Here is a 23,967-nt window from a genome sequence, read left to right as displayed (position 1 = left end):
GCTATCTTCCTAGGTCTTTCAGCAATTTGTTCCACCAAGGGGTTACCTGCTGTCGATGAACATCGCGAGGCAGAATAATTTTGTTGGTGGGGTCGGTCGGACTGCCACCAAATTTCACTGGATTGGTTTCATGCACATCCACTGGCTGACCGACAAGCCCTTGTTCTCGGCGGATGTTGCTGTTGGCTTTGTTAGCGGCATTTCTGGCAGCATTATATTCCGCCCCCTCCAGTAATCTGAATGGCCCTTGCGGCTTCGGTACGCCTACGGGGTAGCCTGCCCAATCTGAAATCGAGAAACTGCTCGGGGGAAGATCTACAGTCAATCGAGGCGCGACGCTTTCTGTGGCAAGGTTATCCGTTCCTTTTGCCTCCGCAATCCTCGCCTCAGCCGCCACCAACTCCGCCAGATTACCCCCAGCCTTTGGCCTCAGTCCACCCTCGGCGGTTTCGTAATAAAAGATGCCATCAGAGCCGACGACTTCAGTATTACCGGTCCTGGTATTAACGACCCGACGATAGCCATCCGGCAATGCACCCGTCTCGTTAAACGCCGCTCCTGCTGAGCTACCCTCACGATACCCCGCTGGAAGTACAACGTTGTCAGCGGCTTTAATGACCGTACTACCCGCCCCCAACTTCGCCAGCGTCTTAACCCGGTTCACCGGAAGGAAGTTCAACGCAAATTCAACGTCGCTTTGCGCACGGATCGCGGCGCTGGCGGTGGTGTTACCTTGCATGTCGTACAGGGTTGCCAATGCCGCTTTGGTTTGGCTCGCCTCGACGCTACTCATCAACGAGTCGACCGGGTGCTTGGTCAGCCCTACCAGGCCATTGGCGATTTGTTCGCTGCCTTGCGCCGGATTGCTCAGCAAGGCCCACGCCGAACCCGCTGCCTCCGACAATGCCTTCCCCGCACCTTGGGTGCTGCCGGTTACCGTGCCCCAATCCGTCAGGCCCGGGCCGACCGCCAGGTTCTTGTGGTAGTAATTGGCGTATTCATAACCGAGATCGCCGGTGTAGAGCCCTTGCAGGTTGATGGCATTGATTTTGTTGTCCGCGTACTGCGCCGCATGGGTGCTGCTGTAGTTGGCGATTAACGCGGCGGTTTCGGTGGGGGTGTAGGTTTTCTCGGGACCGGTTGCCGGAACATCCGTCGCCGCTGCGGGTGCGTACGTGGCGCCCAGCGGGGCCAGCGCGATGCCCAAATGCTTCACCGTCAGGGCATCGGGCGCAGCACCTTGGCCGCTTAGCACACCGTTCCAGTCTTTGTCGGTGTAATAAACCAGCGCTTTGGCCAGGCGTCTTTCCGCTTCTGCAGGGCTGAGTCCGGCTTCCTTCGCCAGACTGTCCGCCTGTTTCTTCAGTAGCGGGATTTCGTCTGGATGAAGCTGGCGGTTGTACTGATCGGCCATCAGCGAAACCCAGGCCGCTTTTTCAACGTCTTTACCGGCAAGACCGGCGGCGGTCAGGCCGACGATTTGTGCGGCGGCCTCGCGATATTCCGGCTGCGTTTTGAAGACATCATTCAAAGCGCCAGCCATGGCCTGGCTGGCACCGGCGGCCACTGCACCGGTCGCGAAGTCGCCGCCGGTGGCCGAGGACATCGCGCCGCCCATCATGGCGTGCAGCGCGGTTCGTCCAGCGCCACCCTCGGCCCACAGCGCCATGCCGACCGAGTCTTTATCGGCCGCTGCCTTGAGGTACTCTTTCTGAGCGAAGCTGCCGACCTGGCTGAACCCCACAGCCGCCGCAACGGTCCCGGCCTGGGCCACGAGTTCATCGACCAGGTTGTCGCCCAGGCTGCCGCCGTTGACTGCGGTTTTGACCACGCCCGAGGTAACGCCTTGTGCGCCGGCATGCACGGCGAAACCACCTATGCCCTCAAGGGTGGATAAGTCGAAACCCTTGGTGATGCTGTTGTAAGGCTTGGTTGTCCCGCCCAATTTCGGGTCGATCACGCCGGTGGTAAACCCTGCGACCATCCCGGAAATGGCGGCATTTTTCAGGCTGTCGCTGCTGAACGTGTCTTTAACAGCCGCGCCCAGATTGCCCTTGTTGTTGATTACGCTGACAGCACCCGTGCTGGCCATGGACGTCATCGCCGCCGTCGCAATGACGTTACCCCAGCCTGCCCCAACATAGGTCGCCCCTGCGGCCACGGCCTCGGCCGTCGTCGCCGCCGCCATCGCGGAGGCAGTGCCAGCCTGAGCCCCGGCCGCCGCGCCCGCCAGGCCACTGGCCGCGCCTGCGGTGAGGATCGTCACGACGATGATGATCGCCAGCATCGCGCCCTGACCCAGGCTGGAGTGGCTGTACTTGAAGGAGTCATGCACCTCCTTCACTTGGCGCCAGTCCACATCGCCGCGTTTTTCCGCTTCCTTGATCCAGGCCAGTTGCGGGTCAGCCTTGACCATCGCATCGATGGTCTGGCTGACGGTGTTTTGATTGATCTGTTTGATGTCGATTTTCAGCCCATCGACAGCCCGAACAGCCAAGGCACCCTGGGCAACCAGCGTGCTCTGACGCAACGTTTCATCGGTATTGCCCTTGCCCTTGGAGCTGGTCCAGGCCAGGTCGCTCTTGCTCTTGGTGTGGCTTTCGTCGTGGTAGTCCTTGACCCCCTCAAACGTGATGGCACCGCCGCTTTCAAGGATCAGGTCTTTGCCACTGTTGAGCTTGGCAACCTGGTAGCGCTGATCGCCGGCACTGGCGAGGGTGAGGCGGCCGCCGGTGTTGATCTCGGTACCGACGTGGGTGATCTGAGTGACTTCATCGCGCTGGGCCTTCTTGGCGCCCCAGTTCCCCTTCTCCTTCATGTCATACAGCGTATGCATACTGTTCTGCGCCGCCAGCAGGTTCAGCTTGTTGCCGCTGTACAGATACGCTTCGTTGCCGGCAATGATCTTGCTGGCGATGAGGTTGGTGTCGCGAGCCGCCTGGGCGTTGAAGTTATTGCCCGCGCTCAGGACGCTGGCGACCTGGGTGGTGCGGTCGTTTTCTTCGGTGATGCGTTTTTTGCCGTCCTTGGTTTTGCTCGCGACATTGTGGATGTCGTCAGCAGAGGTCACGTTGAAGTCTTGGCCGGCCTTGATGTTCAGGTTGTTCCCGGCTTTGACCTGGCTGGCGATGACATTGACGTCGCGGCCCGCATCCACGGTCAGGTTGCCGCCGACAGTAACGGTCGCGGCGAGGTTCTTCACGTCAGTGGTGATGCTCGACTTGTGGCCGCCGTCGCTGAATTCGTGTTTCTCGCTGGTATCGGTTTTGGCCGCCAGGTTGATGTCCCGGCCCGCCGTCAGGGTCGCGTTACCGCCACTGCTTATTGCACCGTGGCTGGTCAGGTCGCGGCCGGCCGCAACGGCCAGGTTTTCCCGGGCACTGATGCTGCTGCCCGCATCGGTCAGGGTGCGCATGCCGGCGCCGTCACGAACCTGAATCGCGGTGCGATCGTTGATGATGTCGCCCTTGAGCGCGACAAGGCTGACCTGGCTGGCGCGAATCTCGCCGGCCATGGCGTTGCGAATGCTGTCTTGCGCCAGTATTTGCAGGTCGTTGCCGGCCTCGACCAGCCCGCCCTGGTAGACGCTGCCGGCGCTTTGGACGTTGAGGTTGTTACTGGCGCGAAGCGTGCCGACGTTGACCAGATCGCCGCCGGTGAACAGGTTCAAGTCCCGGCCCTGGATCAGGCTGCTGCCGCGTACGTTGCGGTTATCCGCCTGGGCCAGGTACAGCACCGGCACGAGGACTTTTTGCCCGTCGACGATGCGGTTTTCCATCCAGACAATGTCATGGGTCAGCGCGCTGACCTGCTCGCCCGTCAACGAGACGCCCAGGCTCAGGCGCAGTGCATCTTTGCTGGCGAGGGCGTTATCCATCAGGTAGCGGTATTGGTCGTAATCGCTGGTCAAACCGCCGGCGAGAAAACGCTGGCCGGTTTTCGCCAGCACCGCATCGCGAATCAGGCGCTGCTCGTAGAGGCCATCGCCGAGTCGACGCCAAGTGCTGTCGGCGTTGACGTTCAACAGCTTGAGCAGGTAGTCCGAACCAAAGAACTGCGACAGGTTCGTGAGGTTCGGGTTGGTCTCGATCAGGTAGCGGCTGGTCGGGTCGGGGTTCTTGATGAACATCCCGTAATCGCCGTTGGGCAGCTGGAAGGTGGGCCCGGACGTAGGGTCCACGGAGATGAACGGGATGCCGCTGTAATCCACCGGTTTGAAGACGCTCTGTACGCTGCTGTCCGTCGCGATACGCTCGCTGGTCACAGTGCCAGCATCGCTCACCTGCGGGTTGAGGTTGATATCGATCCCGCCGACCCCGACGCCGGTCTGGTCATCGCCCAGCGTGCCGGTCAGTTGTTCTAGCGTGTTCTGGTGCAGCGTTCCGTTTTGCACGGCACGCGTGACGTTCAGGTTGACGGTGCCGCCGGCCTGAATCGTGGCGGCGTAGGTTGGCTGAAGATTGTCGGTCCAGACGGTGACGTTGCTTTGTTCCCGGAAGCGGCTGTCGCTGGAGCGCGATTTCAGCAGCTCGAAGCGGGCGTCGTCGTAGTTGCCGGCGGCCACGGCCGCGTTGAAGGCCGGGATGTCGACGAACTCCATCTGGTCCCAGTAGCCGGTGGAAATGCGCCCCGGCGTACCGATCTTGATGGTGTTCTGCCCGGTGCGGGTGGACGCGCCCTGATTGAGCAGGTCATCGGCAATGATGGTCAGGTTGTTGTTGGCGGCCAGCAGGCTGTAGCGATTCTGCACGCTTGAGGCTTGGATGTTGAGGTCTTTGCCGGCAACCAGACGCGCTGAAGCAGAGTCCTTGGTGGCGCGCTCGATGAACGTTTGGCCGATGGTGATCTGGCCGCGTTTGAAGGAGTCATGACCGCCGCAGTGTTGGCCGCACACCCAGCTCAAGGTGCCGCTCACCCGCTCCTGGCTCAGTTCGAATTCGGCCTTGGCGTTTTCCAGCGAGGCGGCATAAAGGCTGATGTTGCCTTCGCTTTCAATCGTCCCGGAGAGGTTGCGCAAGCTTTGCGCCTGACTGCCACCGATACCGGCGAAGCTCAGATTGCCGACGCTGTAGAGGTCGCCATACCGGTTGAGCAGGCTACTGGCGCGCAGGGTCATGTCACCACCGCTGAACAGTAATGCATCGGCACCGTTGGTGATGCCGCCGGTGGCGGTGAGGTTGACCTTGCCTTGGGCACCCAGTGTGCCGCGGTTGTCGATTTGCGCCGCGTCGATGCGCAGGTTCTGGCGTGCAGTCAGGTAACCAAGGTTATCCAATGTACCGCTCAGGTCGAGGCGTATGTCGGTGCCCGCGCCCATGCGTCCGCCGTTCTGGCTGACGTCATGGGCGGTGATGCCGAGTTTTTTTTGCGCGGATAACCGACCGCTGTTGAACAGATCGCCCGTAAGGTTCAGCGTGAGGTCGCCATCGCTGAGCAACTCGCCGCCGTTGTTCAGGCTTTCAAGGTTGAGCACCAGAGCGGTGCTGCTGGCCAGGCGATCACCGGATCGCAGCGTCAGCGAATCGCTGGTGTACGTCAGGGCCTCGTTGAGCTGTGCACGACCCAGCCCATCCACCGCGCCAAAGTTCCAGTCGCCACTGCCCAGGCCGGTAATCTTGCCACCGGCCCCGGCCAGGCTATCGAGGTGCAGGGTAAACAACCCGGAGTTGGCGTGTTCGAGGGTCCCGCCTCGGTTATCCAGCGAGCGGGATTCGAAACTGAACGACGTATTACCCACCTCGATGGTGCCGTTGCGGTTATTGACGGCGCCGTTGAAGTCGACGGTGCTGATGTCGTCTGGCGAGGCGCGGAGCGTACTGGCCTTGTTGCCCAGCGCACGGATCCGCCCCGAAGCGCTGTTGTCCAGCGTGTCGCCCTGGAGGGCCAGCCAGCTATTGGATTCGATCAGGCCGCCCTGGTTGATCAGCGAATCGACGGTCAGCTTCAGTTCGCCCGTCAGGCTGGCGATCATGCCGGCCTTGGTGCCGTCGCGGCGGTTATCGAGATTGCCGGCGGTCACCTCGACGGTGTTGCCCTGGATCGTACCGCCAAGGTTGTCGATGCTGCCCTTGCCGAGCTTCAGGCTGGCAAGCCCCGCGTCGGCGAGGAGCATGCCGCCGTTGTTGACCAGGCGTTGAGCATCGACCTCGATGGTTTTACCGAGCACCGTGCCGGCGCTGTTGTCCAGCCAGCCACCTTGCAGCAAAAGGCCGCCGTCGCTCTGAATGCGCCCTTTGTTATTGAGCAGCTGCGCCTTGATGGCCGCCGGATCGAAGATCAGGCTCATGCCCTGGGCGCCTGCTGCCAGCAGCCCTGCGTTACGGTTGTCGAGCCCCGAGGCGTTCAGATCAATGCGCTCGCCGACGATTTTCCCGCCGCGGTTGTCAACCTGGCCACCCGGCGCGCGAATGCTGACCTTGGACCCCAGCACGCTGCCGAGCTGGTTATTGAGGCTCGAAGCTTTCAGATCCAGGTCACCTTTGACCGCCAGCAGTCTGCCGCCCTGGTTGATGACCTCCTGGCCCGTGACTGACAGTTTGTTTTGCGCCTGAAGAGTGCCCGAAGTGTTGTCGAACCTGCCACGGGTGTTCACCTGCGCATTACCGGCGCTGGCAGACAGCAGGCCAGAGCGATTATCCAGCGTGGTGGTATCGACAATGAGGCCGCCAGCGTCGATTTGCCCGCTACGGTTATCCAGCTGGCGAGCGGTGATTGTCAGGCTGCCGCCCAGCACCTGGATCAAGCCTTCGCGGTTGTCCAGGCTGTCGAGTTGCAAGGACGCCGCCTGCCCCGCGCCAAAACCGATCACCCCTGCCAGGTTGACGATGGCCGGCGTATTGATCACCAGCGAGCGATTACCGACGATTCGCGCGGCGGTGCCCTGGTTGGTCACCCGGGCGCTGGTCAGATCGACCGCCGCGCCCTGAACCACGCCCTGATTGGTCAGGTCTTTGCTCGCACGGATACTCAACGAGCGACTGGCTTCGAGGCTGCCGCTGTTGGTCACCGAGGGGCTGGTGATGCTCAGGTCGCCCGTGGTGTTGCGGCTGTTGTCGGCTTCAATGCCGGCGGCAATCACGCCGGAGTTACTGAGTTTGTCGGCATTGATGTCGATGCGGTTGCGTGCGGCCAGGCTCTGCCGGTTGACCAGCTCGCCGGGCGTACGTACATCGACGCTGCCGGCGTACCCCTTGCCGGTCATCTCGACACTCTGCGCGTTGACCCGCAAGGCACCTTGGGCCGATGTCTGCGCCATGCTCAGATGGCCACCGGCATCGATTTGAATATCGCCGGCACTGGCGGCCATGTTGCCCGCCAGCTTGACCCCGACGCCCTGCTCGGTGCCCACCAGTTTGATGGTGTTGGCATACATCCCGCCCAGCGCCGCTGCATCGATTGCCAGTTGAGGCTTGTCGGCATCACGGGTCGCGCGAGGGGTGGTGGCCAGGCTGTCGGCGTTGACGTTGTTGGCACCGGTGATGACATTCAATTGCCGGGCATGGATGTCTGCGTTGATCTTCGCCGAACGGGTAATCAGGTCGAATTGATCAATGTTGGCCGCATCAAGCCCCATGCCATCGATGGTAATGCTGCCGCCATCCACCTCGAAGTGATCAAGCTTGCCGCTGCCGTCGAGTACAGGCTTGCCGGTGCTGAGGGTCACGCGCGGCGTGTTGATGAAGCCGCAACCGTTACAGCTCACGCCGTAAGGGTTGGCGATGATGACCCGCGCTGACTGGCCTGCCACTTCGGTGTAGCCGTTGAGCTGGCTGGGGCTACCGCCGTTGACTTCGTTGAGAATGGTGCCGGCTGCCCGTCCACCGAGCTGGCTGTTGCCCAGAATGTGGCCGCCCAGTTGGGTGTTCTGCACTGCGTTTGTCGCGTTGTTGAGGATCACGCCCTGGCGACCGACGTTGTAATCCTTGAACTGGTTGTGCGAGAGCCCGGCACCATTGGGCGCGGCAATATTGATCACCGGTACGCCGTTGCCGGCCTGCCCTATGCCGGTCTGGGTGTTGCCACTGACGGCGATGCCCTCGGCCTGGGCCCAGATCGGCTGCCAGAACATGACGTTCGCCAACAGCAATGCCAGCAAGCGTTTGGGCATGCCCAGGAAGTGCGTGCGAGGGGCCACGGCAGCGGAAGGCTGGCGGGACAGAAAGGCAAGCTGGTGAACGTCCATATTCAGAATCTCGACGCGATAACAAATGAATTAAAGAAACAGGTCGACCTGGAAGTAGATCGGCGCCTCGCGCTCGGTGAGCACGGAGGGGCGTTCCAGCGAGTGGGCGAACGTCACGCGAGTGGCGAGGTACTTGCCACGGGCGAAGAGTTCCAGAGAGTTGCTGGACATTCGGCCATGCACTTCGCTGTTGTATCGGTCATTGCTGATCACGCCTTGGTCATAGCCGACACTGGTGCCGTACTCGCTCAGTGCCGGGCGCAGCCAATCGACAGTCACCGGGCGGGTCCAGCGCAGTTCGTTGCGCCAGTAGCCGCCGCTGTCTCCGGATAAAAACTGGTCTTTATAGCCACGCACCGATGAACTGCCCCCCAGGCTGATGCGTTGCGGACTGAACAACACGTCTTCGCTGCGCTGGCCCGTGGCGAGGCTGCTGAACGTGAAGGACTCGCCCAGCCAGTTGAACGGCAACAGGTAACTGGCCGTGGCGGTGTACTTTCGATAACGAGCGTTGGCGGTAAGATTGCCGGCATCATCACGACGCTGGTCGTTGCCTTGTGCATCCAGCGCGCCGATGCCCTGCTGCATGCCCAGGTCCAGGTTGACGAACGACTGGCCAATACGCCGGCCGTGGTTGATACCCAACTGGGCTTCGGTAATACGCTGGCTGCTGTTATCCAGGCGGCTATCTTCGATGTAGTTGTTAATGCGCAGATGGGCGAAGCCGGCATTGATCGACGTTTTGCTCACCGCATCGCGATGGACGAGGCGCTCGGCGCGAAATTGATGATTCTCGCTGTCGCCGCTCTGGCTGAAGTTGAAACCATTGCCTTGGGCCTGGGAGCGGTATTCGCTCTGGCTGTAGGTATAACTGAAGTTCCACCAGCCCCACGGTACGTTGTAATAGAGCATGGCGTTTTTCGAGGTTTTCTGGTGATCGCTCACCGCGTCATGGCCGCCGCGCAACATCAACTGGTCGGCCAGCCCCAGCGGGCTATCCCACTCCAGGCCTGCGCCCCACTGCTGTTCACCGGTGCTTTTCTGACCGTCGTTGTTACGCGACAGGCTGGCACGCCAAGGCTTCTGTGGGTTGTTCTTGACCAGCACGCTACTGCCGCCGACCTGAACGCCGGGGGTCAGTTCCATTTGCGCCTGATTGGAGGGCAAGCGGTTCAACTGATCCACCAGTTGTTCTATTTCACGAAGATTGAGCAATTCACCCGTTTTACCGGGGAAGGTCATGGACAGTTCCCGATCGGAGATATGGCTGTCGTCAGCGCCCTTCAAACCCTCGAGTTTGCCCTCGACTACAAACACACTTAAGTGGCCGCTGGAGAGGTCTTGCTGCGGCAAGTAAGCGCGGCTGGTGATCATGCCCTTGGCGATGTAATGGTCGGTGATGACCTTGAGCAATTCGTTGAGTTGCGAGACGCCCAGGCATTGACCGATATAAGGCTTGAGCAAGCGCTCGCGGTCGGCAGCGGACAGACTGTCGGCGCCCTTGAGTTCGATGTCTTTGATAGGAAAGCAACGTGTATCTACTGGGCCCGCAGGTGTTGCGGGCAATGTTGGCTTGCCCGGCAGGTCCTTGAGTTCTTCCAGTCGACGCTGCTGTTCTTCAATCAGGCGGTTCTGGCGATCACGGATCAGGTCCTGGTCGCCCGGCGTTGGCAGGCTGGCGCCATCGGCGCTGCTCTGTGTGCCCAGGCCAAGCAATAGCGCGCACAGCACTGGCCACATCCGTGGGGAGATCAACATAACGCTCCATGTCATAAGTGCTGAGGGCGTACATCGATGCCCGCAGGGGAAGGGTCGTGGTCACCCTGAAATTGATGCCAGAAATACTGGCTAAATGACGCCAGCCATCACGGGCGGTAAACAGACCACACACATTTTGAAAAATTCAGCCGACAAGGAAATTAATATCAATTGTGTCAGACCAACTGAACCACGCGGCGGGCTCGATACAGCAGCGAGAGGCTTGCCCCCGTTGGGTTGCGGCCAGCAGGGTTGCGTTATCGACCTCGGGGTCGACGTGGAAAAGAGTGTCGTCTAAACAATGCTTGCTTAGTGGCCTGAGCGTTGTAGTGACTGTACTGGCCTCTTCGCAAGCCCGCACACAGAGGATCTTCGGCGAACACACTATCTGTGTACGCCTGAGATCAAATGTGGGGGCGGGGCTTGCTCGCGAAGAGGCCCGAAAGCCCTCCTCCAACTTTCGGTCAAACCATCAATCGCGCCGCAAGAGACTTGGCCTGGCTCGCCACGTCGGTCACTGCCGTGCTCTCCCACCACATGCCGCGCAGCGGCGGGCCCATGGCGAACAAACGGTTGGCGACCAGCCCATCAGCGCCTGAGACCGCGCCGTCATCCGCGGCCGCAATGCCCAACGCCAATGGCCCCGGCCGCACCAACCCGCGCGCCAATAGCTGCTGCGGCAATGGCCGCGCCACCCGCCGCCAGTCGTATTCGATGCCGCTGGAATTGATCAGTGCCGCGCCGTGCACCACGCAGGTTTCGGCCTCGCCACGGCGACGGATGCGGATACTCACCCCACCGCTCAACGAAGGCTCCAACCCTTTGAACGATGCAGCATGAATCCGCAACCGCCCTTCCCCGTGCAGCCGCGCCACCAACTCGGCACTCAACGGCGGAGAGCGATGGTGATGGCTCTCCCACCACGGCCGCACATGGCGCACGAATTGCCGGCGTTGCACGTCCGTCGCCTGGTTCCACAACCGCCCGATGTGCGCCCGCACCGTGTCGAGTGGCGCTTGCCAGTCGATGCCTTGGGCGATGGCGTCGCGGCAATGCCGACGCAGTTCGCGCATCAGCTGACGCGGTGTGCGAATGCTGTGGTCCTCGGCCAAAAAATCCGCCCAGGCCGGCGGCTGCCTACGCACGTGAGGCAGCAGACCATGACGGGAAAACACTTCGATCGGCCCGCGATGCCCGGCCTGCTCCAGCGACACCACGGCATCGACCATGGTCAGCCCGGAACCGATGATCAGCACCGTGGATTGTGGATCGAGCTGCCGCATGGAGACCACGTCCCACGGGTCGAGGGCGGCGGCGTTCAGGCCGCTGGATTCGGTCTGCGGCGTGCGTGCGGCGGGGAACATACCGGTGGCCAGTACCGCATAGGCGCCTTGCAAGCATTGCCCATCACTCAAGGTCAATTGTACTGAATCGTCCCGGGTTTGCAGGTCCACCACTTCGGCACGCACATGTTCGACGGTCGAGCCGTGGCGCTCACCCACTGCCTGCGCTTCGGCCAGACGCTGCTGCACATAGACCCCAAACAGCCCACGCGGCGGGAACAATTCACTGACTGGCACATGTTGCTGATCCGACTCCGGCCATCCACCCGCCGCGATGTGTTCGGTGAGCCATTGGGTCAAATCATCAGCGTTGTCGGGATCGACACTCATGCGCGCCGCGTTGCCGTTAAGCGTATGCCCCAGTTCGACCGCGCTATAGGCCTCGCCCCGACCGAGTTCGGCGCGGGGCTCGATCACCAGCGCCTGACGCTTGCCCGGCAAACGCAACAACTGCGCCGCCAGCATCGTGCCGCTCAGGCCACCACCGATGATCAGGATATCCGCGTGGCGGATGGGTTTGGTCGCCTGTCCGCTTGGGGTGTCAGTCATGCCGTTCTCACTGGTCAATGTTTACCTGAGACATCGGGCATATCGCCCCATGCAGTCACTCATTGGCGCTGCCGGACAGCCCAGCGTAGAAGAAAACACATCAACTAAAAAATGCAAGATGTTCCACTGTTGCCCCGCCAACAGCCTGGCCTGTCTCACCAACGCATCGATACGCCCAAATCGAGCACTTCGCTTTTATGGAATGGATCGTCGACCCAATACCGCATCTGCATTCCCCCCACCCACAGACTGTTAATAAATGCGCAAGCAGGAATCAAGAATGATGCTCGTCCCTCTTGAAGCGGAATCACTAATCTATTGGGAGTGTTGCCAACCTTGTATTCAAGGGTCACCTGCGTGCCCGGATAGACGTTCCGGTTCAATTCAATATCGACCCGGGCACCGGCAATGACATCTTCGAGAAAGACATTGTCGCCGTAAGCCACGGGTAGTACGGGTGCAGGTAAAAGCTCTGACGGCTTTTTGTGATTAATAGACATGTCTGAATCCGATGTTAAGGAGTGGGCCGCCATTCGCCGGCGCACTCATCATTGTTGGATCCGAGGCACATCGTCTACTGTGAGAAGCAACAGGTATATACGTGTTTTACGCGACAGAATCGGCACCGATCAAATCACCACATTACGCACAAAGCGCGCCGCCACGTCCCCCTCATTGCGATAGGAATGCGGCTGATTACTGGCAAACATAAAGAACTCACCGGCCGCGATTTTCTGCGGCTCGTTGCCGAGCATCAGGGTCAGGCAGCCTTCAAACACATAAATCTGTTCGCTATAGCCATCGGCATCCGGCTCCGAGGGGTAATACTCGCCTGGCTCAAGGCGCCATTCCCAGAGTTCCACTTCACGAGTGGCGGTAGCTTTGGCCAGCAACACCGCTTTACTGCCAGGGATCGTGCCGGCCCAGGCCAGTTCGTTGATGCGGCTCGGATCACGGGCCTCGGGGGCCTGGATCAGGTCGCTGAAGGCGACGTCCAGCGCTTCGGCGACGCGGTCGAGAGTGGTCAGGCTGACGTTCTTCTCGCCAGCTTCGATGGCCACCAGCATCCGCCGACTGACACCGGACTTTTCGGCCAGGGCGCTCTGGCTCATGTCGGCGGCATGGCGCAGACGTCGGACGTTCTGGCTGACGTGCTGGAGGACCGACGCCCGTTGGGTAGAATCTTTGTGCACTATATTGCTCACTGGGTGGCGTTGCGCAGTATACTGCCCAACTTCAGGCGCATTGTGCGTCTCCCTCAGGTAGCGCGCAAGGTCATGACGTCGACGAACTCCTCCCCGGCTTCCCCCCGCTTCTCACGGTTCAGCAAGGCCGAGTGCGTGCTGGTGCTGATCACCATGGTCTGGGGCGGGACCTTTTTGCTGGTGCAGCATGCGATGACCGTCAGCGGGCCGATGTTCTTCGTCGGCCTGCGTTTTGCCGCGGCGGCGAGCCTCGTCGCCCTGTTCTCCTGGCGTCATCTGCGCGAACTGACCCTGTTCGAGCTCAAGGCCGGGGCGTTTATCGGTGTGGCGATCATGCTCGGTTACGGTTTGCAGACCGTGGGTTTGCAGAGCATTCCCAGCAGTCAGTCGGCGTTTATTACCGCGCTGTATGTGCCGTTCGTGCCGTTGCTGCAATGGCTGGTGCTGGGGCGGCGGCCGGGGTTGATGCCGAGCATCGGGATCATGCTGGCCTTTACCGGGTTGATGCTGTTGTCGGGGCCGTCCGGCGCTTCGTTCAATTTCAGCCCCGGTGAAATCGCCACATTGATCAGTGCCGTGGCGATTGCGGCGGAGATCATTTTGATCAGCACCTATGCCGGCCAGGTCGATGTACGCCGGGTGACGGTGGTGCAACTGGCGGTGACGTCGGTGCTGGCGTTTCTGATGGTGGTGCCGACTCAGGAAGTGATTCCGGATTTCTCATGGTTGCTGTTGTGCAGCGCTTTGGGATTAGGTGCGGCGAGTGCGGCGATTCAGGTGGCGATGAACTGGGCGCAGAAGAGTGTGTCGCCGACTCGGGCAACGTTGATCTATGCCGGGGAGCCGGTGTGGGCCGGGATTGTCGGGCGAATTGCCGGGGAGCGGTTGCCGGCGATTGCCTTGGTCGGGGCCGGGTTGATTGTGGCGGCGGTGATTGTCAGTGAGTTGAAGACCAAGGGTAAGGTTGCCGCGCCTGAAGAAGAGTTGGAGCGGGAAACCCAGGGTTAAGCCGCAGCATCTGCATTGCTTGATAGATAGCTTGCCCGCGACGGGGCCGGCACAGGCGAAATTGCGCTCCCTGAAACAACATGAATCCGGAATTTTTCCGTCTATCTTGTAGGATTCTGCGACAGCTTGGCGTTTGGTGATCAGGGAGCTGGCACGTATGATGCTTCACAAACTTCCGCAGATTAGAAGCCTATGTCCCTGATAGTTCTACTGCTTCTGCCATTTATCGGCAGCTGTCTGGCAGCCTTGCTGCCGCACAATGCGCGTAACACTGAATCGCTGTTGGCTGGCCTGGTGGCCCTGATCGGCACCGTGCAGGTCGCCCTCCTGTACCCGCAAATCGCCCATGGCGGCGTGATCCGCGAAGAATTCTTCTGGTTACCCAGCCTCGGTCTGAACTTCGTTCTGCGCATGGACGGTTTCGCCTGGCTGTTCTCGATGCTGGTGCTGGGCATCGGCACGCTGGTTTCTTTGTATGCCCGCTATTACATGTCACCGGACGATCCGGTGCCTCGGTTCTTCGCGTTTTTCCTGGCATTCATGGGCGCCATGCTCGGGTTGGTGATCTCCGGCAACCTGATCCAGATTGTGTTTTTCTGGGAGCTGACCAGCCTCTTCTCATTCCTGTTGATCGGCTATTGGCACCACCGCGCCGACGCGCGACGTGGCGCCTACATGGCATTGATGGTCACCGGTGCCGGCGGTTTGTGTTTGCTGGCGGGGGTGATGCTGCTCGGCCATGTGGTGGGCAGCTATGACCTGGACAAGGTCCTGGCCGCTGGCGATCTGATTCGCGCGCATGCCCTTTATCCCATCCTCTTGCCCCTGATCCTGATCGGCGCCCTGAGCAAAAGCGCGCAATTCCCCTTCCACTTCTGGCTCCCCCACGCCATGGCGGCGCCCACACCGGTCTCGGCGTATCTGCACTCGGCGACCATGGTCAAGGCCGGGGTGTTTCTGCTCGCACGCCTGTGGCCGTCGCTGTCCGGCAGTGAAGAATGGTTCTACATCGTCGGCGGGGCCGGCGCCTGTACGCTGTTGCTCGGCGCTTACTGCGCGATGTTTCAGAACGACCTCAAGGGCCTGCTGGCCTACTCGACCATCAGCCATCTGGGCCTGATTACCCTGCTGCTGGGCCTGAACAGTCCGTTGGCCGCCGTGGCCGCGGTGTTCCACATTCTCAACCACGCCACCTTCAAGGCCTCGCTGTTCATGGCCGCCGGGATCATCGACCACGAAAGCGGCACCCGGGACATTCGCAAACTCAGCGGCCTGATCAAACTGATCCCGTTCACCGCCACCCTGGCCATGGTTGCCAGCGCCTCCATGGCCGGTGTCCCGCTGCTCAATGGCTTCCTGTCCAAAGAGATGTTCTTCGCCGAAACTGTGTTCATCAACGCGACGGCCTGGATCGAGATGACCCTGCCCATTGTCGCGACCATCGCCGGTACGTTCAGCGTGGCCTATTCCCTGCGCTTCACTGTCGACGTGTTCTTCGGCCCGCCCGCCACCGACCTCCCGCACACCCCGCACGAGCCGCCACGCTGGATGCGCGCGCCGGTGGAGTTGCTGGTGTTTACCTGCCTGGTGGTGGGGATTTTCCCGGCGCAAGTGGTCGGCCCGCTGCTCGCGGCGGCGGCATTGCCGGTGGTGGGTGGCACGCTGCCCGAGTACAGCCTGGCGATCTGGCACGGCTGGAACGCACCGATGATCATGAGCCTGATCGCCATGTCCGGGGGCACCGTGCTTTACCTGTTGCTGCGCAATCAGCTCAAACGCGGGCGCTTCGATCACCCGCCGCTGATCAGCCACTTGAACGGCAAGCGACTGTTCGAGCGCAGCCTGGTGATCATGATGCGTCTGGCCCGACGGCTGGAGCGGCGGATCAGCACCCGGCGCCTGCAAACCCAACTGTTTCTGGTGGTACTCGCCGCGGTGTTGGCCGGGTTGATCCCGATGCTGCATAGCAGCCTGAGCTGGGGCGAACGGCCGAAAATCCCGGGCTCGATCGTGTTCGTGATCCTGTGGCTACTGGCGATTGCCTGCGCCCTCGGCGCGGCATGGCAAGCCAAGTATCACCGGCTCGCGGCCCTGACCATGGTCAGCGTTTGCGGCCTGATGACCTGCGTGACCTTCGTCTGGTTCTCCGCGCCGGACCTGGCCCTGACGCAGCTGGTGGTGGAAGTGGTGACCACGGTGCTGATCCTCCTCGGCCTACGCTGGCTGCCACGGCGAATCGAAGAGGTGTCGCCGTTGCCGAGCAGCCTGCGTAAGGCGCGGGTACGGCGGGTTCGCGACTTGTTGCTGTCGGCCGTGGTCGGTGGCGGCATGGCGCTGCTGTCCTACGCGATGCTGACACGCCAGACGCCCAACGACATTTCATCGTTCTACCTCAGTCGCGCCCTGCCCGAAGGCGGCGGCAGCAACGTGGTCAACGTGATGCTGGTGGATTTCCGCGGCTTCGACACCCTCGGCGAAATCACCGTGCTGGTGGCGGTGGCCCTGGCCGTGTTCGCCCTGCTGCGACGCTTCCGCCCGCCGAAAGAAAGCCTGCAGCTGCCTGCTCAACAGCGTCTGCTGGCGCCCGACGTGGTCACCGATCTGGTCAACCCGCGTCACGCCAGCGACACCGCACTTGGCTTCATGATGGTGCCGGCGGTGTTGGTGCGCCTGCTGTTGCCGATCGCGTTGGTGATTTCCTTCTATTTATTCCTGCGTGGCCACAACCAACCGGGCGGCGGTTTCGTCGCCGGGCTGGTGATGTCGGTGGCGTTCATCCTGCAATACATGGTCGCCGGCACCCAGTGGGTCGAGGCGCAAATGAGCCTGCGACCACTGCGCTGGATGGGCACCGGGCTGCTGTTTGCCACGGTCACCGGGCTCGGGGCGATGGCTGCGGGGTATCCGTTCCTCACCACCCACACCTGGCATTTCACATTGCCGCTGCTGGGGGACATTCACATCGCCAGCGCGCTGTTCTTCGACATCGGTGTGTACGCCGTGGTGGTCGGCTCGACGCTGTTGATCCTGACCGCCCTCGCCCACCAATCGGTACGCGGTCATAAAACCAGCGCACAACCCAAGCCCCTGGCCAAAGCGGCTGCCACGCAAGGAGCCATCTGATGGAAGAAGTCATCGCAATCGCCATCGGCGTACTGGCCGCATCCGGCGTGTGGCTGGTGCTGCGGCCACGGACATTCCAGGTGGTCATGGGCCTGTGCCTGCTGTCCTACGGCGTCAACCTGTTCATCTTCAGCATGGGCAGCCTGTTCATTGGCAAGGAGCCGAACATCAAGGCCGGCGTGCCGCAGGATTTGCTGCACTACACCGATCCATTGCCGCAAGCGCTGGTACTGACCGCGATCGTCATCAGCTTCGCCATGACCGCGCTGTTCCTCGTGGTGCTGCTCGCCTCCCGGGGCCTGACCGGCACCGACCATGTGGACGGCCGGGAGCCTAAAGAATGAACCTGATGGCGCACCTGATTGCAGCCCCTATTCTGCTACCGCTGCTGACCGCCGCCGTGATGCTGATGCTGGGCGAGAAACACCGCCCGTTAAAAGCCAAAATCAATCTGCTCTCCAGCCTGCTGGGGCTGGGCATTGCCGTGATGCTGCTGCAGTGGACGCAAACCACCGGCGTGCCTGGCTCCATCGGTGTGTACCTGCCGGGCAACTGGCAGGTACCGTTCGGCATCGTACTGGTGATCGATCGCCTGTCGGCGCTGATGCTGGTGCTGACCGGGATCATCGGCGTCAGCGCCCTGCTGTTCGCCATGGCCCGCTGGGACGGGGCCGGCTCGAGCTTCCACGCGCTGTTTCAGATTCAGTTGATGGGTCTGTACGGCGCGTTCCTGACGGCGGACCTGTTCAACCTGTTCGTGTTTTTCGAAGTGCTGCTGGCCGCCTCTTACGGGCTGATGCTGCACGGTTCGGGCCGGGCACGGGTATCGTCGGGGCTGCATTACATCTCGATCAACCTGTTGGCCTCGTCGCTGTTTCTGATTGGCGCGGCGCTGATCTACGGCGTCACCGGTACGCTGAACATGGCCGACCTGGCGCTGAAAATTCCATTGGTGGCGGAGGCCGATCGTGGCCTGCTGCATGCCGGCGCGGCGATTCTGGCGGTGGCGTTCCTGGCCAAGGCCGGCATGTGGCCGCTGAACTTCTGGCTGGTGCCGGCCTACTCCGCGGCCAGCGCGCCAGTGGCGGCGATGTTCGCGATCATGACCAAAGTTGGCGTCTACACCTTGCTGCGCTTGTGGACGCTGCTGTTCTCCGGGCAGGCCGGGGCCTCCGCGTATTTTGGTGGCGACTGGCTGATCTACGGCGGCATGGCGACCATCGTCTGCGCCGCCGTGGCGATTCTCGCCGCGCAACGCCTGGAACGCATGGCCAGCCTGAGTATTCTGGTATCGGCCGGCATCCTGTTGTCGGCCATCGGTTTCGCCCAGCCGAACCTGATCGGCGCGGCGCTGTTCTACCTGGTCAGCTCGACCCTGGCCTTGAGCGCACTGTTCTTGCTGGCCGAGTTGATCGAACGTTCGCGTTCGGCCAACGAAATGCCCCTGGACGATGACGGCGAGCTGCTGCCACGGTCCCTGGAATCTTTGCAGCCGCCCAAAGGCTTCAACCTCGATGACGAACAGAAAGCCGTGGTCGGTCAGGTGATTCCCTGGACCATGGCTTTCCTCGGCCTGAGCTTCATCGCCTGCGCCTTGCTGATCATCGGTATGCCACCGCTCTCCGGGTTTATCGGCAAACTCAGCCTGCTCAGTGCCCTGCTCAACCCGCTGGGCCTGGGCCATGGCAGCGACGAGCCGGTGTCGTATGGTGCGTGGGCATTGCTGGCATTGTTGATTCTGTCCGGATTGGCCTCGTTGATCGCTTTCTCGCGGTTGGGCATCCAGCGTTTCTGGACCCCGCAAGAACGACCGTCACCCTTGCTGCGCCGCTTGGAATGCGTGCCGATCATCGTTCTGCTGGGGTTGAGCATTGCGCTGACGTTCAAGGCTGAACCGCTGCTGCGCTACACCCAGGCCGCCGCTCAGGCGTTGAACAACCCTGAGCAATACGTAATGGCGGTGCTCGGCACCCGCGCGATTCCGGGCCCGCAAGCCACGGCAGCGCTGCTGGAGGTGCAACCATGAAGCGTCTGTTTCCTGCACCGTGGCTGTCGCTGGCGTTGTGGTTTTTGTGGCTGGTGCTGAATTTGTCGGTGAGCCCCGGCAATCTGCTGCTGGGCGCGATACTGGGGCTCTGTGCCCCGCTGATGATGCGCAAGCTGCGGCCGCGGCCGGTCCGCATTCGTCGCCCCGGAGTAATCCTGCGTTTATTCTTGCTGGTCGGCCGCGACATGCTGGCGTCCAACCTCGCCGTGGCCTGGGGCGTGCTCAATGCCGGACGGCGGGCACCTCGCTCGCGGTTCATCAAGGTGCCGCTGGACTTGCGCGATGCCAATGGCCTGGCGGCGCTGTCGATGATCTGCACGGTGATTCCCGGCACGGTCTGGTCGGAACTGGCACTGGATCGCAGCATTCTGTTGCTGCACGTCTTCGATCTGGATGACGAAAGCCAATTCATCCAGCACTTCAAGGCGACCTATGAGCGCCCCTTGATGGAGATTTTCGAATGAGCGAATTGCTGTCGAACGCGATCCTGCTGAGCCTGTTCATGTTCTCGGTGGCGATGATTCTGACCCTGATCCGCCTGTTCAAGGGGCCGTCGGCCCAGGACCGGGTTCTGGCCCTGGATTACCTGTACATCATTGCCATGTTGATGATGCTCGCGCTGGGCATTCGTTATGCCAGTGACACTTACTTCGAGGCAGCGCTGCTGATCGCCCTGTTCGGCTTCGTCGGCTCGTTTGCCCTGGCCAAATTCCTGCTGCGTGGCGAGGTGATCGAATGAGCGGTGAACTGCCTCTGTGGGTGGAAATTGCGGTGGCGATTCTGCTGGTACTCGGCAGCCTGTTTGCGCTGATTGGCGCGATCGGGCTGGTGCGGATGAAGGATTACTTCCAGCGCATGCACCCGCCGGCACTGGCCTCGACATTGGGTGCGTGGTGCGTGGCACTGGCTTCGATCATTTACTTTTCGGCGCTCAAGTCGGGGCCGGTGCTGCATGCCTGGCTGATTCCGATTCTATTGTCGATCACAGTGCCAGTGACCACGCTGCTGCTGGCCCGGGCGGCGCTGTTTCGCAAGCGCATGGCGGGGGATGATGTGCCGGCCGAGGTGAGTAGCCGGCGCACGGAACCCGGCAGTTAAATCCGCGGGTTTGTGTTGATTGATAGGGACTCATCGCGGGCAAGCCCGCGATAGCAACAGATCAGACAACACAGTAAGTCCGGTCGTCTCAATTCCAGGCGACTGTCAGCAATCCGGCCGCCAACACCACACACAGCGGCGAATACGCCCATGTGTCGAGCCGGGCAAACTTCGAATCCTTGACCTGCTTGAAAAACCCCACCAAATTCGAATCGCCGATCGCCCGGGCGAACATCAGTATCGCGATCGCGCTGATCACCCATTGCAGCGACCAGTGATGCACCGTGGGCAGATACAGCCCGACCCGCAGGCACACCAGCATCGCAATCAACAGCAAGCCCACTGCCACCAGCAACGTGCCAAAGCGCGACGGCTTGAACGCGGGCCTTGATGCCTCATCGCCCTCCCCGGGCACGCGTGGCACCGCCGCCTCGCTGCCCCATTTGCCACCCGCCGCCCAATACAGGTGGACCAGGCTGATAAATAAAAAGATTGCAGCAATCCATTGCGCGACCAAAAGGCTCATATTCAGACATCCGGTGTGAAATGTTGCAGCAGGATGAACTTCCTTGCGGTTTTTTGTAAGGCGTTCGTCATCGGCGGTGGCTGCTTACGCTTGAATTGGCGGTGCGATTCGCTAACAGGCTCGCCCCCACATTTGACCGCATTCCCCTGTGGGAGCGAGCCTGCTCGCGATGTCGGTAGTCGACACAACACAACTTTCCAGCCAACCGGCTTATTTCAGTTCAGCAGAAACCTTATCCGCCACATCCTTGGGCACCCAGGCCTGCCACACCTGCGGGTACGCCTTCATGAACGCCTGCGCCGCTTGACGTGGCGGGGTGTGTTTTTCGCTCATATCAGCCAGGGCCTTGTTCAAGGCGTCGATCGGTAAATCGACCTTGCTGAAGAACTCGGTGATTTGCGGGTACTGTTTCTGGAACGACGCGGACACACCGATGGACAGCTTCGAGGGCAGTGAGCGAGTCGGCTTCGGATTAGGGTTGTCGGCCTCGGTCAGGGTTTTCCAGGCTTCGGCGTCGAATGGCGGCTCTTGCAGCTGTATCAGCTTGAAACGGCCGAGTAACGGCGTCGGGGACCAGTAATAGAACAGCACCGGCTTGCCCCGGCGAATCGACGAACTGATCTCTGCGTCCAGCGCCGCCCCCGAACCACTGCGAAAGTTCACGTAGCTGTCGTCCAGCCCATACGCCTTGAGCTTCTGCTTGTTGACCACTTCCGACGTCCAGCCGATCGGGCTGTTCAAGAAACGCCCCTTGTCCGGGGTTTCCGGGTCTTTGAACACGTTCTTGTAGCGCGGCAGATCGCTGACACTGCGCAGGCCCGGCGCCAGCGGTTTGATGCCCTTGGCCGGGTCGCCCTTGATCACGTACTCCGGCACCCACCAGCCCTCGGTGGCGCCCTTGACCGTATCGCCCAGTGCCGCGACTTTGCCCTCGGCTTCCGCCTTGACCCAGACCGGGCTACGGCCGGCCCACTCTTCGCCAATGACCTGAATGTCATTGTTGGCCAATGCGGTCTCCAGGGTAATGGTTGTCCCTGGCAAGGTGTCGGTCGGCAAGCCGTAGCCCTTCTCGACAATGATCCGCAGGATATCGGTGATCAGACTGCCGCTTTCCCAGTTCAGGTCAGCGAAGTGGATCGGCGCCTGGGCAGCGAACACCGGAACGGGTGAAGCCAACAAACCGAACGTGGCCAGGGTAGCGGCCAGCAACCGTCGAAACCCCTTCATGCTTTTGCACCTCGTGCTGTTCACAGCAATAGCAGGATAGCCTGACAAGAAGACCTCAAGCCTCTGGATACTCAGTCAACTGACTGTAGTAGAGGTTTCTGCTTTCGAGGGGACTGGGTTATTTTTCGGAAGATTCCTGCAAGCGCACAAGCTCTCGTCTGACCATGCTGGCGTACGCCGCCGGGCGCAACAGGTAGATCTGTGACGCCACCCAACTCAGCCAGGATCCCTGCAGAACGGCCTTCTGAGCCACCAGGCGCTGCGCCTCGGCGTGGGCACTGGCCTGGTTCTGTTCGTGGAAATCGGCGCGGGTCAAGGTCATTACTCGCTGGCCTTGAAGGTCACCAGCTCACCTTTGCGCCACTTGGCGGCCTTGGCAGTCACAGCTTTCAGGGTTTTGGTCAGGCCTTCCTGCAACTGTTGGTGGGCCGCGAACACCATCACCACGCTATGACCCTCCTTGAACACAATGCCGTGGCCGTCTGCGGTGGTCACAAACGCGTAATCGCCCAACCCGTACACCGTCAGTTTGATTTCGCGAAACTTGATGTCCAACTTGCCGCCTTCGCGACTAGGCAATACGGAGGCGCTGAAATGATCGCCGACCTTGAGCTTGAGCCCCGGTTTGTCATCCACCACCAACGCTGCTTCGGTGTCGATCTCGGCAATGTAGATGCCTTCAGCGCTCTGTTCGGTGATGTAGACGAAACGTGACTGAAATTGCTTGACCAGCTTTGCGCGCAAATCACCCAGTACGAACAAAGCATGCATATCGAGATTACTTACTGCCAAGGAAACATCCCCACATCTGAAAATGATGCCGCACGCAGGAAACACGCACAGCAGAAAAAAGCGGCAATGCCGAGGTGTAGCCAAATGACCCGGTTCGAATCCTGGAACGAGCAGAGCGCTCATCCATCGCGAGGTTTGAGAAGATTACTGGAACATTCCTCACGTCGTCTTGCCTGGCGGTCGACAGAGGTTGAAGGAAAATGCCCTTCTAACGGCCAGAGACAACCGGATTACCAACTTTAGGGAAAATTCTCTTTAAAAAAAGCACTTTTCCGACATATCGCCAGTAAAAAATTGCTTTAGATGGTCATCAATCGCCAACCAGTGACGGCGATTCTAGAGCAGCCATGCTCACCGAGACTACCCATAACAACGTACACACGTCGGTAAAACCACGAAAAGGACTTCATATGTGCGCATTGACCCACTTCGCCCAGCCTCAGGCACGGCACACAAACAACGTCTCATTGCTACCTTCAATGGTACTCCGGCAGCAGGAATTGCTCCCTGATGAGGCTCTGCTCCCGCGTTTTCGGGTGGTACTGGCCGGTAACGCCTTTTTCCACATCAAGGAAATTTCCACCGGCCGTATCAGAGGTTTCCGCGGCAACCATAACGAAGCCTGCGCCCTTGCCCGCTCGCTCGAGGCTAACGGCTGACGCACCCTGCGGCATTCATTTCCAGAGACGTTTCGTCACGCCGGCGACTTAACTCAGCCGCCGGCAGGCAACAGCTGCCATACTGCCCCGACAATGAACCCGTCCCCAGGGCGGACGGCGTTCAACACAATAGAATATTTGCAAGGGAAGACGGCTACGTGACGGAATTTGATATCGGTGAGTTTTTTATCCGGGGCGAAGCCAGAGAGGTCGAAGGCGAATTCCAGGCAGTCATTATCATGCGCGCCAAACCGCCGTTGACTGCTGTGACATATCACCAGGTCGAAAAGGATCGCTGGTTCAAGACCGCGGATGTCGCGGCCATTGCCGCCCAGGACGCCGCGAAAGCCCTGAAGCTTGCGGTCGATGAAGGGGCATTGAAAGTCTGAGATCGGGAGGGGGAAGAGAGAGGTGTCTGCGGCGTGCCAGCCTTGCACAGATAGCACGCCT

The 23,967-nt window shown here is 60.8% G+C and carries 18 protein-coding genes; 9 read left to right on the top strand and 9 right to left on the bottom strand.

The window, feature by feature from the left end; genetic code table 11:
• Nucleotide 1 precedes the first annotated feature (1 nt).
• The 5 genes from ACZ9BB_RS06340 to ACZ9BB_RS06320 form a co-directional block, all read right to left on the bottom strand.
• Nucleotides 2–8,182: a two-partner secretion domain-containing protein gene (locus ACZ9BB_RS06340; RefSeq protein ID WP_476213013.1), complete on the bottom strand. Its 8,181-nt coding sequence runs from the start codon at nucleotides 8,180–8,182 to the stop codon at nucleotides 2–4.
• Between the two features lie 30 nt (nucleotides 8,183–8,212).
• Nucleotides 8,213–9,922, bottom strand: coding sequence for a ShlB/FhaC/HecB family hemolysin secretion/activation protein (locus ACZ9BB_RS06335; protein ID WP_476218218.1), 1,710 nt, complete (start codon nucleotides 9,920–9,922; stop codon nucleotides 8,213–8,215).
• 482 nt (nucleotides 9,923–10,404) lie between these two features.
• Nucleotides 10,405–11,832: an FAD/NAD(P)-binding protein gene (locus tag ACZ9BB_RS06330; protein WP_476213012.1), complete on the bottom strand. Its 1,428-nt coding sequence runs from the start codon at nucleotides 11,830–11,832 to the stop codon at nucleotides 10,405–10,407.
• 155 nt (nucleotides 11,833–11,987) lie between these two features.
• On the bottom strand, nucleotides 11,988–12,332 hold the full coding sequence (locus ACZ9BB_RS06325; RefSeq protein ID WP_429547148.1) for a hypothetical protein: 345 nt from the start codon (nucleotides 12,330–12,332) through the stop codon (nucleotides 11,988–11,990).
• A 129-nt stretch (nucleotides 12,333–12,461) separates the two neighbouring features.
• Entirely contained in the window at nucleotides 12,462–13,025 is a 564-nt protein-coding gene (locus ACZ9BB_RS06320) for a helix-turn-helix domain-containing protein (RefSeq protein WP_476213010.1), read from the bottom strand.
• On the opposite strand from ACZ9BB_RS06320, the gene ACZ9BB_RS06315 reads away from it, so the two are divergent.
• The 7 genes from ACZ9BB_RS06315 (at nucleotide 13,020) to ACZ9BB_RS06285 (ending at nucleotide 20,313) form a co-directional block, all read left to right on the top strand.
• Nucleotides 13,020–14,045: a DMT family transporter gene (locus ACZ9BB_RS06315; protein WP_476213009.1), complete on the top strand. Its 1,026-nt coding sequence runs from the start codon at nucleotides 13,020–13,022 to the stop codon at nucleotides 14,043–14,045. The genes ACZ9BB_RS06320 and ACZ9BB_RS06315 overlap by 6 nt on opposite strands.
• A gap of 192 nt (nucleotides 14,046–14,237) precedes the next feature.
• A complete protein-coding gene (locus tag ACZ9BB_RS06310) occupies nucleotides 14,238–17,168 on the top strand; it encodes a monovalent cation/H+ antiporter subunit A (RefSeq protein ID WP_476213008.1) in 2,931 nt (976 codons plus the stop codon).
• Entirely contained in the window at nucleotides 17,168–17,512 is a 345-nt protein-coding gene (locus ACZ9BB_RS06305; protein WP_476213007.1) for a Na+/H+ antiporter subunit C, read from the top strand. The genes ACZ9BB_RS06310 and ACZ9BB_RS06305 overlap by 1 nt, the downstream gene beginning before the upstream one ends.
• Entirely contained in the window at nucleotides 17,509–19,194 is a 1,686-nt protein-coding gene (locus ACZ9BB_RS06300) for a monovalent cation/H+ antiporter subunit D (RefSeq protein WP_476213006.1), read from the top strand. The genes ACZ9BB_RS06305 and ACZ9BB_RS06300 overlap by 4 nt, the downstream gene beginning before the upstream one ends.
• Nucleotides 19,191–19,679, top strand: a complete 489-nt coding sequence (locus ACZ9BB_RS06295) for a Na+/H+ antiporter subunit E (RefSeq protein ID WP_476213005.1) — start codon at nucleotides 19,191–19,193, stop codon at nucleotides 19,677–19,679. Before ACZ9BB_RS06300 ends, ACZ9BB_RS06295 begins: the two co-directional genes overlap by 4 nt.
• Nucleotides 19,676–19,954: a K+/H+ antiporter subunit F gene (locus tag ACZ9BB_RS06290; protein ID WP_476213004.1), complete on the top strand. Its 279-nt coding sequence runs from the start codon at nucleotides 19,676–19,678 to the stop codon at nucleotides 19,952–19,954. Before ACZ9BB_RS06295 ends, ACZ9BB_RS06290 begins: the two co-directional genes overlap by 4 nt.
• A complete protein-coding gene (locus tag ACZ9BB_RS06285) occupies nucleotides 19,951–20,313 on the top strand; it encodes a Na+/H+ antiporter subunit G (RefSeq protein ID WP_476213003.1) in 363 nt (120 codons plus the stop codon). Before ACZ9BB_RS06290 ends, ACZ9BB_RS06285 begins: the two co-directional genes overlap by 4 nt.
• Before the next feature lie 88 nt (nucleotides 20,314–20,401).
• On the opposite strand, the gene ACZ9BB_RS06280 is transcribed toward ACZ9BB_RS06285, so the two are convergent.
• The 4 genes from ACZ9BB_RS06280 to ACZ9BB_RS06265 all read right to left on the bottom strand — a co-directional run bounded on the left by ACZ9BB_RS06280 (nucleotide 20,402) and on the right by ACZ9BB_RS06265 (nucleotide 22,858).
• A complete protein-coding gene (locus tag ACZ9BB_RS06280; RefSeq protein WP_476213002.1) occupies nucleotides 20,402–20,839 on the bottom strand; it encodes a DUF3995 domain-containing protein in 438 nt (145 codons plus the stop codon).
• Between the two features lie 210 nt (nucleotides 20,840–21,049).
• Nucleotides 21,050–22,066 carry an ABC transporter substrate-binding protein gene (locus ACZ9BB_RS06275; protein WP_476213001.1) on the bottom strand — a complete coding sequence of 339 codons (1,017 nt, stop codon included), beginning with the start codon at nucleotides 22,064–22,066 and terminating at the stop codon, nucleotides 21,050–21,052.
• A gap of 118 nt (nucleotides 22,067–22,184) precedes the next feature.
• On the bottom strand, nucleotides 22,185–22,388 hold the full coding sequence (locus ACZ9BB_RS06270) for a hypothetical protein (protein WP_476213000.1): 204 nt from the start codon (nucleotides 22,386–22,388) through the stop codon (nucleotides 22,185–22,187).
• Nucleotides 22,388–22,858, bottom strand: a complete 471-nt coding sequence (locus tag ACZ9BB_RS06265) for a hypothetical protein (RefSeq protein WP_476212999.1) — start codon at nucleotides 22,856–22,858, stop codon at nucleotides 22,388–22,390. Before ACZ9BB_RS06265 ends, ACZ9BB_RS06270 begins: the two co-directional genes overlap by 1 nt.
• Nucleotides 22,859–23,268: 410 nt before the next feature.
• Between ACZ9BB_RS06265 and ACZ9BB_RS06260 the strand changes: the two genes are divergently transcribed.
• Both ACZ9BB_RS06260 and ACZ9BB_RS06255 read left to right on the top strand, forming a co-directional pair.
• Nucleotides 23,269–23,517: a hypothetical protein gene (locus ACZ9BB_RS06260; RefSeq protein WP_476218216.1), complete on the top strand. Its 249-nt coding sequence runs from the start codon at nucleotides 23,269–23,271 to the stop codon at nucleotides 23,515–23,517.
• Nucleotides 23,518–23,675: 158 nt separating this feature from the next.
• On the top strand, nucleotides 23,676–23,906 hold the full coding sequence (locus ACZ9BB_RS06255; protein ID WP_476212998.1) for a hypothetical protein: 231 nt from the start codon (nucleotides 23,676–23,678) through the stop codon (nucleotides 23,904–23,906).
• Nucleotides 23,907–23,967: the final 61 nt, after the last annotated feature.

The sequence above is a fragment of the Pseudomonas sp. TE3552 genome (genome assembly GCF_056278945.1).
Note: the sequence above shows the minus strand (reverse complement) of the source record. Positions and strands in the feature narration are given on the sequence as shown.